This window comes from Rhodococcus sp. MH15, assembly GCF_019266045.1.
Lineage (GTDB): Bacteria > Actinomycetota > Actinomycetes > Mycobacteriales > Mycobacteriaceae > Rhodococcus_F > Rhodococcus_F qingshengii.
Map to the genome: position 1 here is coordinate 283092 of NZ_LPNP01000060.1, position 14086 is coordinate 297177.

A 14086-nucleotide genomic window follows, 5' to 3' on the forward strand; every position below is an offset into this window, starting at 1 on the left:
GATTTCATGCAACATCGAAGCAAAGACCGCCTGGAACGGTTACATCGCCGCACTTTGCGGAGTAGACCTGAATCATGACAGGCAATGCGGACACCCCACAGGGAGCCGCGGCGTTTGCTTCCGCAGCAGATTCGCTCGACACCCTCGCCGAAGCGATTGCCGGACTCCGGTCCACTCTGAACACGGACGCGCATCTCGACTCCATGCTCCAACGTCTGGCCGAGACGGCGGTCAAAGCGCTGCCGGATGCCGATGCTGTCAGCGTGACGGTGCTGTCCGCCGATGGCCCACGAACTGCTGCATCTACCGCGGACTACCTTTCCGCGATAGACGATGCCCAGCATTCCGCCGATCGTGGTCCGTGCGTTGACGCCGCGCGCACCATGTCGTCGGTTCGGTCGAAGGTGGGTGATCACGACGACAAATGGCCGGAATTCACCGCCGAGGCCCGGAAACAAGGTGTCCGGTCCTACTTGTCCGTGCCGCTCACCATGGGCGAAGGAAGCACCGAACTTCTCGGCGCGTTCAACGTCTACGGATTCGCCTCGACAGAGTTCAAGCCCTTCGACGAAGAGTTGATGAAATTGTTCACCGCCGGTGCGGGCGCGGCGATCGCAGATTCACGACGCTGGCATCAGGCACACGAGCACATCGAACAGTTGCACTGCGCCATGGAATCTCGTGCCGAGATCGAACAAGCCAAGGGCGTGCTGATCGCCATCCACGGCATCGACGCCGACGAAGCATTCAGCCGACTCGTTCAGCAATCGCAGCACACCAACGTGAAACTGCACGAGGTGGCCCGGATGCTCGTCGATTCGGTGCGCCACCGCCGGTTCTGAAGATTCTTCGGTGCAAAACCCCGTTTTGCACCCGAAAGCACAGTCGCAAACCCCGTCTTGTACCCCGCCGGCACATCTCTCAAACGTATCCAGAGATGTTTCACCGAAACAGTTTTCGACCTGCACGGCTGCTGGCGGTCGCGCGGCGGCACCCGTCCGAAATGTGGTTATCTGTTGAGAACCGGGACGAAAGAAGACCCGACCGTACCAGGGTGAGGAAAGGATCGTCACTGTGCCAATCGACCAGGTTCTTGTCGTAGTTCCCGCCCACAACGAAGCCGAAGACCTCCCCAATTGCCTTCGTGCACTCGCAACAGCGGCGTCGGCTTGCGTTGTCCCCGTCCGAGTGGTTGCCGTCCTCGACAACTGTTCGGACGGAACCGCGGGGGTCATCCCCGACGGGGTGGAAGTACTCCGCGTCGAGCATCAGAACGTCGGCCGTTCGCGAGCGACGGGTTTCTCTGCGTTCGGCTCGGATTTGGGGGCCTCAGCGTGGTTCGCCACGACCGATGCCGATTCGGTGGTCGGCCCCACCTGGATTGCGCGCCAATTGGAGTATGCGCGTACTGCGGACGTCGTCGCGGGCACCGTTCGCATCGCGGACTGGGAAGGCCATCCGCACTCCGTTCGCGAACGGTACGAACGTATGTACCACGCACATCCCTATGGTCGACACGGTCACGTCCACGGTGCCAACCTCGGTGTCCGCGCCGATATGTACTGGGACGTCGGAGGATTCTGCGATCTCGAAGAAGACGAGGATGTCGATCTCGTCCGGCGGTTGAGCGAGGCCGGTGCCTGTATCGCGTGGGCAGAGGACATTGCGGTCACCACGTCTGCGCGTCTCGACGGCCGAACTCCGGGCGGCTTTGCCGGACATATCCGTAACCTGGGTGGTACGACCGCCGATAACGAAGAAGCGGAGCTGGCACGATGAAACGACTACACACACTCCTGGACGCAGGTGGACTGTACTTGCCGCTGCCCGGCGGCGGCGCGACGGCCGCACGGTGGACCTCCCTGGCAGAGCTCACACGGGAGAATGTGGTTCTCGGCCGGATGGCTGAGGCTCACACCGATGCCGTCGCGATACTCACCGAACTCGACGGACCGGATCCCGAACCCGGGCAGCTGTGGGGAGTGTGGGCGGCCGAGCCACCCCAACCTGTGGTGAATGCGTCTGAGCACGTGGGGATCTGGACGCTCACCGGTCGCAAGTTGTGGTGTTCCGGCGCCAACACCTGCACGCATGCACTGATCACCGCCTTGGTCGACGGTGTCCCCTCCCTCTTCGCGGTCGAGCTCGGACTACCTGGGGTGCATCCCGTTCCCGATTCGTGGAAGGCCGTCGGTATGGCCGAAAGCGACTCCAGCGCGGTCGACTTCGACATGGTTCCGGCCATACCGGTCGGGACGGCAGGCGACTACCTGAGCCGCCCGGGGTTCTGGCACGGCGCGATCGGCGTGGCTGCATGCTGGTACGGCGGCGCCTGCGGCGTCGCTGATCCGTTGTACGACAAGGCTGCAAGCAGCGAAGACCCCTACGTACTCGCACACCTCGGTGCGGTCGATGCATCGCTCGCCGCAGCGCGCAACGCGCTCGCAGTCGCGGCGGCCGAGGTCGATGCGGATCCCTTCGACGAAAATGCCGAGGCCATGCAGCGGGCACTCCGTGTGCGCGCAATTGTCGAGCGCGCCGCTACCGAGACCCTGGATCGGGTGGGACGCGCTCTCGGCGCCGCACCGCTCTGCATGGACGCCGCGCACGCCGCACGGGTAGCCGATCTCACCGTCTACTTGCGGCAGAGTCACGCCGAGAAGGATCTCGCCGAGCTGGGCCGGATTGCAGCCAAGGGGAAACGGCCGTGGTGAACTCGAAACTGTTCGCGCAGAAGCCTGTCGACGACGGCGGTACTCCCGAATCGACATGGCGAGAGTGGGGAAGAAGTTTTCCGGAACTGGATCTCACCGGATGCTCACGATTGATCATCGTCGCTCCCCATCCCGACGACGAAATACTCGGTCTGGGCGGAACCGCTCTTCTGGCAATACTTTCCGGCATCAGTGTTCAGGTCGTATCTGTCACCGACGGCGGAGCTTCGCATCCCGATTCACCGACCGTGACTCAGCCCGAGATGGAACGCCGTCGACGGTCCGAGTCGGATCGGGCAGCGCGTGTCCTCGGAATTCCCACACCGGTTCGATTGAGCATCCCGGACGGAAAGATCGGCGAGAACCGACAGGAGTTGACCGACCGCCTCAGCTCGATTCTCGGTGATTCCTCGGCGGATACCTGGTGCGCCTCCACGTGGCGCGGGGACGGCCACCCGGACCACGAAGCCACCGGAGACGCGGCGGCGAGGGCGTGCGCGGACACTGGATCGCGCTTGATCGAGTATCCCATCTGGGCGTGGCATTGGGCCGCGCCGGATCATGCGGCAGTCCCGTGGGAAAGAGCACGAAAGGTGACCTTGCCCTCCGACGTTCAGGCTGCGAAATCTGCTGCCACCAATGAGTTCACTTCACAGATCGCTCCGCTTTCCGATCATCCCGCGGATGCACCCATCCTCCCCCGCCACGCGATGGAACGATTACTGAGGCCGTACGAGACGGTGTTCGTATGAGCGATCGTGAACTCCCCGCGGATTACTTCGCCAAGATGTATGCCGCACAGTCCGACCCATGGGATTTCGAATCCCGCTGGTACGAGCAGCGGAAGTACGCACTCAGTGTCGCTATGCTCCCGAAACCTCGATACCGTCGCGCATTCGAACCGGGGTGCTCGATCGGGATTCTCACCGAGAAGTTGTCCGAGCGCTGCGACAGCGTTCTCGCCACCGACATCGTCCCGACCGCACTCGAGAGCGCTCGTGCGCGGCTTACCGGACATGACGCAGAATTTCGGCTCTGGGCGTTGGGTGACGACTGGCCCGACGAGACGTTCGACCTCGTCGTCATCAGCGAAGTCGGCTACTACCTGACCTTCGAAAAGCTCATCGAGGCAATGCTGCAGGTCGTCGAGCATCTCGAGCCTGGCGGAACGCTGCTGTGCGCCCATTGGCGTCATGTCGTACCGGAGTATCCGCAAAACGGTGACGCTGTTCATTCGGCTGTGCGCCAGACGCCGGGGTTGGCGCAGTTCGCGTCGTACCAGGACGAGGACGTGCTGATCGATGTCTTCGTGAAGGGTCCGCCGTCACCACCGTCGGTAGCTCGTTCCGAAGGTCTGATCTAGTAGACCTGTGCGCGGTTGAGGAGTGGGGGGCTCCTCAACCGCGCACGGGGGTCAGTCTCGCTGCTCCAACGCGAGGTCCGTATCCGACTGCAGTTCACCGACTTCGGACTTCAGGATCCGCATCGACCTGCCGAGGCCCCGAGCCGCGTCGGGCAGCTTCTTCGAACCGAACAGCACCACGAGCACTACTGCGACGATCGCCCAGTGAGTCGGGCTGAGCGCGCCCATCAGGCGGGTTCCTTGCCGTCGGGGTACACCGCATCGACCTCTACCTCGACGAGCCAACCGGCAACGGGCAGTCCGGCAACCTCGAGGGCGAATCGGGTGGGCCGGGCGCTGTTTCGCTCGATCGGAGCGATCGGCTCGGCCGCGCCCATCGGCACCAACTCGGTGTCACCCGTGTCGAGATTGGTGTTGGCGAAGAACTGCCGGTACGCGCGATTCCATCCTGTGTAGTCGGCCTTGTCCGATCCCGGCGCGTTGTCGAGGAAGACGCGCATCGTCACGACGTCTTCGAGACTCAATCCCTGTGCTTCGAGGTTGTCGCGGATCTTCTTGAGTACGTTGATGCCCTGCGCCTCGGTGACGGTGACGCCGGCCGGCAGAACACCGCCGGAGAACTGACCGTCGATGTACGACTCCGGCGAACCTTCCGGCGCCGCCTTGTTTCCTGCCGACGGGCCGATGCCGCTGGTCTTGTAGATTGCGGTGTCGCCGCCGATCGCGACGCCCTGAGCGATCATCGGGTTTGCCTGCCCCGCTTCGAGAATCGATTTCGAGACGAACGAACTCGATGTGGTCTCGGCGTCCGCCTCGTCAGACGAGCAGGCAGTGGCGAAGCCCAGTAGCGTGGTGGCGGCGAATGCCGCTGCAAGGACCTTGGTTCTGCGAGATTTCATGATGTGACCTCCAGAGAAAGTGATGGAAAACGAAGCACGTCAGGCAGTTTGCGCAACACGCTGATGCAGGTGGGTCACGACGTCCTGCGCGGACGTGAAGGCCCCGTGCTGCCAGGCGATGGCATTGGAGAGGTGATCGCCGGCGAAGTAGATCCGGTCGACGGGTTCGAGCAGCTTGGTGTACTCGGGAGTTGCCATGCCGCCGTGGGAATCTCCCGCGCCGGCCCATGATGCCCAGGCGGATTCCGAATACTTGGTGCGACGCCAGCTTCCGGAGAAGGACGACGAGATGTCGCGAGTGTATTTGTCGCCGTGGATTTCTGCGCCTTCGGCGATGGCCTTTGCCAGCCGCTGACGGTGGGTGAGCGATTCGAAAGCCTGTTGACGCTTACCCGAGCTGTAGTACGCGACGACGACGCCGCGGTCGGAGTTGTAGTGGTCGTAGGGGAACATGATCTGGGAGATGTCGCGGTCGGTGTTGGACGCGCCGCCGTAGATGCGGTCCTCGGTCTCCCACCACCGACGCGAGTATTCGATACCGAGCTTGCCCGACGACGACGGCTTGGCTGCATCCAACGCGAGCAGGATGTCGGAGGGCAGGTTGTTGTTCAGCCGCTTGATCAGGTGCGGTGGGATCGTGCAGATTGCGTAGTCGGCGGTGATCGACTTGGATTTGCCGTCGACGACGTAGTCGACGGTGACGCCTTCCGGCACGTTCTTCATGCCGCTGACCTCGGCGCCGAACTCGATGTTGTCCATCCCGATCGCGTCCTGGAACTTGTAGTAGATCCGGTCCATGCCACCGACGGGGGTCATCATCGTCATGGCCTGGTCGTAACCGAACTCGAAGGAGAATGCACGCCCGATGCCGCCCTGGATGACATCGCTCATCCCGAATGGTTCGATCTCGGTTCCGAAGTTGAGGCCGGCGCCCGGCTCCGCGGAGTGCCCTCGACGCGAGGATCCGACATAGCGGCCGTCGCTGGAGAGATCGCCGAAGTCGGTGAGGAAGGACGAGAGTGCTTCTTTGTCTTCCTTGCTCAAGACCTGGTCGAGAGCGCCCTGATTGGTGGCCTTCTGCAGCAGCTCGGACATGTATCCGTAGGTGTCGGCTTTGGCTGCTCGGTAGGTGATCGACTGATTCGCCAGCGGCTTGTTGCCGGTGTAGTTGACGAAGGTGTTCGCATTCTGGTTTCCGAACATCTGCAGTTCGACGCCCAGTTCGCGGCAGTAGTCGATGGTGTTGTGATTTTGCGGAATACGCGTCGCACCGAGGTTGTAGAAGTGCCCCTCGGAGAACGAACAGGTCTGTGTCTCACCGTTCAGGTCGGTTTCTTCGGTGCCGTTGCGGATCGACCACACCCGACCACCCGGGCGGTTGCGTGCTTCGAGGACGGTGACCTTGTATCCGGCCTTCTGCAGTTCGTAGGCAGAGCACAGCCCGGACGGTCCGCCGCCGAGGATCACGACGGAGTGATTTCCCTTGACCTTTCCGATCAGGTCACCCGCAGCAGGTGCCTGAAATCGCCTCGGCGTCGACGCCACTGCCGGCGCCAGGCCGATGGACGACATAGCACCGAGTGCCAGGCCGGCGCCGCCGGTGATTCCCAGGCTGCGCATGAAAGATCTACGTGTGTATGGCATTCGAGCTCCCCAGTGTGCTCCCGGTGACCCGGGTGGTTGGTGTTGAACACAGACTTCAGGAGCGTTGGGTCCGGAACTTGACGCGCAGGAAACAGTCGGTGGGGACCGAGTGAGAAACGTGCGAGCGTTCGCATCTTGCTCTCTCACCCGAGTGCGATCAGCGGAAGCATGTCCGCAATATCGGCGTTACAGAACCGGACTAGCGTGACGCGACATGTCCGCTCTCACCGAAGCCATCGCGCGGTCCTTCACCACGCGCGAGAAGCAGCCCCCGGCGCGATCACCGCTGCGGGCGTTGGGCCGTCGGCAACTCTCCGGTGCCGAGGTGCTGGCCCAGTCGGTAGCGACCACTGCTCCCGCTGTGTCGATGGTGGTTCTGCCCGTCACCATGCTGACACACGGCCGGTTGTTGAGCGGGATGATCACCATCATCTCCGCCACCGTGCTGGTGACGCTCATAGCCTTCTGCGTTTCGCAGTTCACTCGCCGAATGGCGGCGTCGGGCGGACTGCACAGCTTCGTCTTTCGTGGCCTGGGCACCCGGGCAGCATTGACCACCGGCATCGCCATGCTGGTCAAGTACGTCGGCAGCGCGGTGATGACGCTCTATCACGGCGGACAGGCCGCAATCGCATTGCTCGGCTTCGCGGGTGTGCACGTGGACAAGACTTTTCACGTCATCGCGCTCTATCTGGGGATAGCCTTGCTGATTCTCGGCGCTCTCGTGCGAAGTGTCAGATTTGCCGCGCTCGCGATCCTCGTCGTCGAAAGCTGTTCACTTCTGTTCATCGTCGGGCTCATGATCCTGGGCGGTTCCGGAAGTCAACAAGCACAGATCGTTCCACCCACCTCCGGCCACGGGTTGTTACTCACCGCCCTGGCTGCCGTGTTCGCTCTCGCCGGATTCGAGAGCGCGGCCTTCTTCGGCCCCGAGGCCCGTCGTCCGCTGGTAACCGTCACCCGCACAGTCCTTCTCACTCCGATCATCTGTGGATCGCTCTTCATCTTCGCGGGCTGGGCCGCTTGGTCCGGGCGCAGTGACACCCTCGTCAACGCCTATCTCCACGGAACGGCGACGGGCGTGAGCCCCGGTGTCGTGATCGCGCTCAACGTCGGTCTGGGGTGCTCGTGGCTGGCGTCCTCGATGGCGTCGTCCAATGCTGCGTCACGCCTGGTCTATTCGTTCGGTGTCGAGCGCCTACTCCCCCGCCGGTTCGCCTCGGTTCACAGTGCCTTCCGTACGCCCTACTTCGCATTGACTACCGTGGTCTGCACCGTCCTGCTGGGCGGCGGAACCTTTGCCGTTCTCGGGCGCGGAGAAATCTTCGACGACGTTCGACTGACTGTTCGCGGCGCCGTCATCGTGGCCTATGCACTGACGGCTATCGCATCCGTTGTCTTCCTGACACGGATCGGCGAGCACACTCCCGGCGTTCTCGCGGCCGCGTCGTGTGGCAGTGGTGCCGGAGCGATAGTCCTCGGTTACCTGGTTTATGCCAACACGATCGACCACGCGTACGTTGCACCGATCGCCGTGCTCGTGATCCTGACTTCGGGCACACTCTGGCAGTTCTACCTGCGACGCCGAAGCCCCAAAAGTCTGCTGCACGTCGGAGCTTTCGACAGTCCCGAAACCGAGGACGTACTACCAGGAGCTGGGGTGTTCGCCACCGACGCAGCCGGAAACATCGTGCTGGTGGGCGAGCCGACTGCCGGCGCCCGCTGATGGTGGGCCGACCACGCGACCTCGGTGGGCACGAACCCCGAGCGGTTCAGCGCGCCCTTGCCCTCCTCGAGTCGGCGGCCAGGCTCGGATCGGGAGCCACCGCCAAGGACATTGCCGCCCTGGCCGACATCCCACCTGCCACTGCGTATCGGTTACTCAACATCCTTGTCGCCGACGGTTACCTGGTTCGGATCGCCGACCTCTCCGGCTTCGCACTAGGCCGACGCACCCGTGAATTAGCCGGGGCTGCCGCCGAACCCACACCCATCGACAATTCGGTGCTCCTCGAAGAACTCCGCGAACAGCTACGGTTCGGCGTCTACCTCGCGTCGTTTGCAGAAAACAGAATTCGGCTCGTCGATCGCGATCCCGACCACGAACTCAGTGGTGAACGGACACTGGTCACAGCCGTTCACGCGTCGGCTATCGGGAAGCTGCTCCTCGCCAACCGACCCGAATTGGCCGAGGCCCCACTGCGAAAGGTCACCGCACACACCATCACTGACGGCGACGCGTTGGAACTCGAGCTCTCGCGGATCCGGCGCGGTGAGGCCGCCCGTGAGGTCGACGAGATTCGTGTCGGACGCTCCGCCGTCGCCGTCCCGATCCACGACGCGGAAAGGTGTGTCGTCGGCGCCTTGGCTGCGATAGGTCCGACCGGCAGACTTTCCGTCGACGACGCAGACCTGGTGGCACTGCTGCGGGAGTACGCGGAACGCATCGTTGCACCGACGATGTCGAAGGCAAGCTGAAAGTCAGAGGCCGAACACACGTTTGGCAAAGCCGAGATGCTCGTCGGCCCAGCCGATGACGCCGAGCGTGGAATCGAGATTCTGCGGCGGAGTGCGCACCAAGGTGTCGCGTCGGACGAGTCGGTCGAAATCGATCTGAGCGCGGTCGAACTGGACCCCTGCCGTGACCATGATGTTCGCCAGTTCTTGCGCCATCACCCCGTACGCGACTGTCGTGGGATGAACGCCGTCGAGCGAGAAGAGGCCGCCCGAAGCGCGGCCGCCGCGACCGTCGGCGGAGAGGAACAGCGAGTCCGGCACGGGTTGCAAGTCGGTCAGCGCCTTGGGAAGGGGGTACGGCGTCCACCATGACGGCCGCGCATTGACGTCGGTGACGTAGCGCCGTGAGGCCACGCGCTCGAGCAACCCGGCAATATCGCAGAGGTACCAGTCCTTCCCCACCCGACGGGCATTCGCGACGGCTTGCTCGATTCCGTCGTTGTACATGTCGATTGCGGTGTCGACGGCCCACGCCTGCGCGCCGGTGATGTGCTGATCGCGTTGTGGGTCGAAGTCGGTGTCGCGCACCCACGGTCGTGCGTAGTACGGGAAGTAGCGGGATCCGATTTCGATCTTCCCCCCGAGCCCGTGGGCGATCGGTGCGATGGTCACGTGTGGGACGGTGCAGAGGATGACGTGCTGGGCGTTGATCTTGCGGATCGCGGCCAGCACCTCGGCGTACTCCGACGCGAAGTGCTCAGGCCGCCACACCGTGTAGTCGCGCTTGCCGCCCGGATCACGGAAGTTGTTGCCGCTCCACTCGACTCGAAGTTCGGTGACGGTGCGGAGCGCGTTGTTGGCACCGAGGAAGACGATCAGAGTTTCGATGCCTTCCTTGCCCAACTCCGCTGCTGCGTCGAACGCGGTCATACGCTTCTCGGCGTCGGAGCCTCGCGGCAGAACTCGCAGTGCGGCGCGCTCGCCGTTGTTCTCGACGATCTGGCTGATCAAATCGTCGTGCGGTTGGTGAAGAGCATCCTCGCAGCCCTGCGCCGTCTTGGTCAGAGCGTCACGAAGATCCCACCCGTACACCGAGAGGTTGTGGTTGATTGTCGAGAATGTCGGCGCTTCGCTGCCCGGTCCGCGTTCCCAATAGTCCTCTACCTGATCCATGAACGCGCGCGCAGCAAAGAGTGCGAGCGGCACCTCCCAGAGGTCGAGCCGTGGGCCGAAGCGCTCCTCGAGGGTGCGGAGCAACAGTTCGATGTTGAGCGGAAGCCCGCCCGGGCCGCCGTAACGGGGAAAGCGGAACTGGTCGAGCCGGCCCAGCTGGTAAGCAATGATCGCCGGATACGACAGATCGGTATTGAAGATCGCCCCGCTCTGGAATCCCTGAGACAGCGAATCGCCGATGACCACCAACCGGTGGGGAGCATCTCCCCCTGGCGGAACTACCGGAATCCCCACTGTGGGATCGAACTGCGGAACCCTTGGTCCGCCGGCGGCCGCGGCCACGACGTCGTCGGGAGTATCGGATGGAAGTTCCATGCCCACTCACCTCCGGAAAAGTCCAGCTGGTCAGCTTATCAGTGGTGGCTTACGCCGATCGGCATTGTCCTGCTCCGATTGCTTCTCGATCGACCTGACAACCTCGTCGGCCCACTGTTGATTTCGCCCGTCGAATTCCGCGCGGTCCCGACGCGCGATACCCCGCCCCACCAGGATGGCAATCGGAATGGAACACACGACCCATACGAGTAGTACGCCTCCGACAATCCACCACATAACCAGTAATTGTGCCCGATTCGACGACTGTTGTGCTCCAGGTCGAAACATCTGTCCGAATCGTGGCGGTCAATCCAGGTGAGCGCGCAGGTCAGAAACGATCTGCGTCGACAGTTTCACGGGCTTTGCGAACCTGATTCCAACCACGAGCGGCGATGCCGAAGGCAACAAGCGACATCAGATCCGAGACCGTCAGACCGTGTTCTCTGTTCAACGACCACAAGACCTGACCTTCCAGCGGTCCATTGAAGAACAGCCACGCCACCCCTGCACAGACGGTCACAACAACACTGGCTTTGGACGGCTTCATCAAACACACGGTGCTGGTCACGAACAACAAGTTCATGAAAACCAGACCGTAGAAAATTCCGATCATGCGACTCCCCCCGAAGTTCGTTCGTTCAGCCGCGGTTGAAGTTCAGGTACGCCTTCGACGGTGTCGGGCCGCGCTGGCCCTGGTATTTGGATCCGGCCTCGGAGCTTCCGTAGGGGAACTCTGCAGCGCTCGAGAGCTTGAGCAGGCAGAGCTGTCCGATCTTCATTCCCGGCCAGAGCGTGATCGGCAGGTTTGCGACGTTGGACAGCTCCAGTGTGATGTGGCCGCTGAAACCCGGGTCGATGAAACCGGCGGTGGAGTGCGTCAAAAGGCCCAGGCGCCCGAGGCTCGACTTACCTTCGAGACGGCCGGCGAGGTCGTTCGGCAGTGAGCACACTTCGAGAGTCGAACCGAGAACGAACTCGCCGGGATGAAGCACAAACGGCTCGCCCTCTGCCGGTTCGACCAGGCTGGTCAACTCGTCCTGGCGAAGTGCCGGGTCGATGTGCGTGTACCGCGTGTTGTTGAAAACCCGAAACAGACCGTCCAGGCGCACGTCGACGCTCGACGGTTGCACCATGGAGTCGTCGAAAGGGTCGATACCCAGACGTCCAACGGAGATTTCGGCACGGATGTCACGATCGGAGAGCAGCACAGGTAGAGGCTACCGGTTCTGCGGGCAGTGCCGGCCCATCGCCGGGGCGATCACACTGTGGTTACCGAACACGATGCGCGGGTTCTGGACTCCCACGGGAGAGCCCAGCCTCACCTATCTCAAGTTCTCCATCCCGAAAGGTGTTCCTGCGCACAAATTTTGGGCAAATCATTTACCGAAGGCGCCGACTTCGACACGCCTGTGTTGATCAATGGCGGCCGGGGACACCGCTGCTTGAAAGCTCGTCTGATAATGTTCGGAAAGCACGTTGATCGGCGGTGAAAACACGTCCGGTCGGCTGCGACGCCGATGTAGTTCAATGGTAGAACATCAGCTTCCCAAGCTGAATACGCGGGTTCGATTCCCGTCATCGGCTCCACAGATTCTCCGCAGTTCAGAGCCCTTTTGGGGCAGTCGAACTTCGCTTGTTTGGGACCCAATCCTGTGACAGGTACACGGCAGGTACACAACCCCCTCCATTCAGTGATCAGTCAATGTGAATCCAACGAAAATGGGGGTGCTAGAGGACCGCGTCTCGGAATTCTGCAGTTCATCGATGCAGTCCGACTGGTCGTCCCCCGGCCTGAATCGGTGTCCATTGCGCGCACTGTCAGGAGAGTGCTGTCGACCTCGAAGCCGATGGTCGCCGGTACCTCGGTTCGTTTGCCGTCCATCAGTGATTCGAGCGCGACTACCAACCGATGGGGTTGGAAACTGTCTCCGCTCGGACTCCGCGCGCTTATCAGTTGAAGTTTTTGAAACCGATCTGCCGTAGCGCACCCGGACACCGGGGACCACAACTCATGCAAGAATGCAGATCTTCTCACAATCACAACTGTGAAAATACCCAAGTTCGTCAAAAATCACCTTCGAAATGAATCAAGTACGTATTCTTCCTCAGTATCGGACGCCCTAACCGTAAGTGCCAATGTACGACCATCGCTCTGCACGGATCCGGAGAGCCGGATAAAGCTCGAAGAAATACCCCAGTTTCGAGGACTGTCACATTAGCGTCGTGCTACCTTCCCGACGATCTTTAGAAACCGGCAGATTGGCCCCAATTCGATAGAAGGCCGTAAGTGTCCAGAGTCGAAACCTTATTCCCCGCAAGCATCGCAGCGCCTTCCCTGGTTATGACGTTCGGAGCTACGGCTTCTCACGCAACTCCCAAACCGGGCAACTTTGGCGCAGGTGCTTCTGGTGGACCTTGGTTGGTGGACTACAACTCCTCGAATCGCCTCGGATATATCAGGACAGTCACCTCATTCGGTCCAGGCTCGCCCGCTTACATTGCAGGTCCCAATTTCGACAGCAGGACATCTGCCCTGTATGCAGTAGCGAATCTTGCCGGGCCCTAGACGGAGCGAGGAGGTGAATTCAAATGGATAACGTCCTCTTTGTTATCGTCAACATGATCGTGGCGATGGCGAACGGTTCCACGATCCCCTTCTCATTAGAAGGCGCAGGGCCACTAACCGCTCCCGACTTGTAGAGAAGATCGGCCGACCGCATGTGGATGACATTTTCAGCTCTGCCTGAAACCTGCATATCAGCAGATGCGTGGATCGTGCGGTGGTCACAAACATAAGCTCCCCTACCTGGCCAGGAAGGGGAGCTTATGTTTGACAGGTCTCAAATAGTCGGTCGAGGCCGCCCCGAATAGGATCAGCAACCGAATGTCACAGCGCCGACTGGTTTGATCACGCGAGTGTGCACCGTGAGCAGAATTCACACAGAGGTCGATTAATGTGCATCTGCTGAATCAGCCTCCTCAACTCCGTTTGATCGAATACGTCTGCTGGCTCGAGTGCCCTTGCCACGGTGAGGCAAGCTACCGATCTCGGACGCGGGCGGGCGCTGTCTCTTGATGTTGATGTTGACCACGATGGACCTGTACCTAGTTGGCACTGACCAATTTAGGTCGTCGAACAGGTAGCCGGTGGAAGCGCTTCGGTCTTCGGCCTCATCACGAGCGGCCGCTATGTGGTGAGAATCGGTCGGTCTCCTCTTGAAATGTAGTCGGCGAATCGTTCAATTCCTGCTTGTGAGAAGCTTCCTCGACCTGCGCGTCTAAGTGCGGCTTCGACGAATGGGAGCGGTTTCCTGCGGTATGTGCGGTAGATGCTGTCTAGTTGTTGCGGGTACGGACGTTGCTGACGCGGGACTGAAGTAGACGGGCTGGTCCTCGGCGCGAGAATGGGAATTGCGAAATAGCCGTTCTCGACCAAGAAGGACCAACCCTGTGACACACCG

Annotated in this window: 13 protein-coding genes and 1 tRNA gene; 8 read left to right on the forward strand and 6 right to left on the reverse strand. The window is 61.6% G+C overall.

Annotated features, from left to right (window positions below; genetic code table 11):
- Window positions 1-74: 74 nt before the first annotated feature.
- The 5 genes from ATN37_RS08015 to ATN37_RS08035 all read left to right on the forward strand — a co-directional run bounded on the left by ATN37_RS08015 (window position 75) and on the right by ATN37_RS08035 (window position 4077).
- Entirely contained in the window at window positions 75-842 is a 768-nt protein-coding gene (locus tag ATN37_RS08015; protein ID WP_218694990.1) for a GAF and ANTAR domain-containing protein, read from the forward strand.
- Window positions 843-1074: 232 nt separating this feature from the next.
- Window positions 1075-1779, forward strand: coding sequence for a glycosyltransferase family 2 protein (locus ATN37_RS08020; protein WP_042452319.1), 705 nt, complete (start codon window positions 1075-1077; stop codon window positions 1777-1779).
- Entirely contained in the window at window positions 1776-2714 is a 939-nt protein-coding gene (locus ATN37_RS08025) for an acyl-CoA dehydrogenase (RefSeq protein WP_212633943.1), read from the forward strand. The genes ATN37_RS08020 and ATN37_RS08025 overlap by 4 nt, the downstream gene beginning before the upstream one ends.
- Window positions 2708-3466 carry a PIG-L deacetylase family protein gene (locus ATN37_RS08030; RefSeq protein WP_003943643.1) on the forward strand — a complete coding sequence of 253 codons (759 nt, stop codon included), beginning with the start codon at window positions 2708-2710 and terminating at the stop codon, window positions 3464-3466. The genes ATN37_RS08025 and ATN37_RS08030 overlap by 7 nt, the downstream gene beginning before the upstream one ends.
- A complete protein-coding gene (locus ATN37_RS08035) occupies window positions 3463-4077 on the forward strand; it encodes a class I SAM-dependent methyltransferase (RefSeq protein WP_218694991.1) in 615 nt (204 codons plus the stop codon). Before ATN37_RS08030 ends, ATN37_RS08035 begins: the two co-directional genes overlap by 4 nt.
- 51 nt (window positions 4078-4128) lie before the next feature.
- On the opposite strand, the gene tatA is transcribed toward ATN37_RS08035, so the two are convergent.
- From tatA to ATN37_RS08050, 3 genes are read right to left on the reverse strand one after another with little or no spacing between them, the layout of a single operon-like run.
- The gene (gene tatA / locus ATN37_RS08040) at window positions 4129-4305 is read right to left on the reverse strand and encodes a Sec-independent protein translocase subunit TatA (RefSeq protein ID WP_003943732.1); all 177 of its coding nucleotides are present in this window, start codon (window positions 4303-4305) and stop codon (window positions 4129-4131) included.
- Window positions 4305-4976, reverse strand: a complete 672-nt coding sequence (locus tag ATN37_RS08045) for a Rid family hydrolase (RefSeq protein ID WP_218694992.1) — start codon at window positions 4974-4976, stop codon at window positions 4305-4307. Before ATN37_RS08045 ends, tatA begins: the two co-directional genes overlap by 1 nt.
- A gap of 39 nt (window positions 4977-5015) precedes the next feature.
- A complete protein-coding gene (locus ATN37_RS08050) occupies window positions 5016-6596 on the reverse strand; it encodes an FAD-dependent oxidoreductase (protein ID WP_007726538.1) in 1581 nt (526 codons plus the stop codon).
- 238 nt (window positions 6597-6834) lie between these two features.
- Between ATN37_RS08050 and ATN37_RS08055 the strand changes: the two genes are divergently transcribed.
- Together ATN37_RS08055 and ATN37_RS08060 are read left to right on the forward strand one after the other, a co-directional pair.
- Window positions 6835-8346 carry an APC family permease gene (locus ATN37_RS08055; RefSeq protein WP_007726536.1) on the forward strand — a complete coding sequence of 504 codons (1512 nt, stop codon included), beginning with the start codon at window positions 6835-6837 and terminating at the stop codon, window positions 8344-8346.
- The gene (locus ATN37_RS08060; RefSeq protein ID WP_007726535.1) at window positions 8346-9098 is read left to right on the forward strand and encodes an IclR family transcriptional regulator; all 753 of its coding nucleotides are present in this window, start codon (window positions 8346-8348) and stop codon (window positions 9096-9098) included. Before ATN37_RS08055 ends, ATN37_RS08060 begins: the two co-directional genes overlap by 1 nt.
- A gap of 3 nt (window positions 9099-9101) precedes the next feature.
- Here the strand turns inward: ATN37_RS08060 and ATN37_RS08065 are convergent, their stop codons facing one another.
- From ATN37_RS08065 to dcd, 3 genes are all read right to left on the reverse strand, one after another.
- The gene (locus ATN37_RS08065; protein WP_047269032.1) at window positions 9102-10625 is read right to left on the reverse strand and encodes a hypothetical protein; all 1524 of its coding nucleotides are present in this window, start codon (window positions 10623-10625) and stop codon (window positions 9102-9104) included.
- A 328-nt stretch (window positions 10626-10953) separates the two neighbouring features.
- Window positions 10954-11238 carry a hypothetical protein gene (locus ATN37_RS08070; protein ID WP_042452329.1) on the reverse strand — a complete coding sequence of 95 codons (285 nt, stop codon included), beginning with the start codon at window positions 11236-11238 and terminating at the stop codon, window positions 10954-10956.
- Between the two features lie 25 nt (window positions 11239-11263).
- Window positions 11264-11833: a dCTP deaminase gene (gene dcd, locus ATN37_RS08075; protein WP_003943702.1), complete on the reverse strand. Its 570-nt coding sequence runs from the start codon at window positions 11831-11833 to the stop codon at window positions 11264-11266.
- A 305-nt stretch (window positions 11834-12138) separates the two neighbouring features.
- Here dcd and ATN37_RS08080 point away from each other — a divergent pair.
- A tRNA-Gly gene (locus ATN37_RS08080) sits at window positions 12139-12212 on the forward strand.
- Window positions 12213-14086 lie beyond the last annotated feature (1874 nt).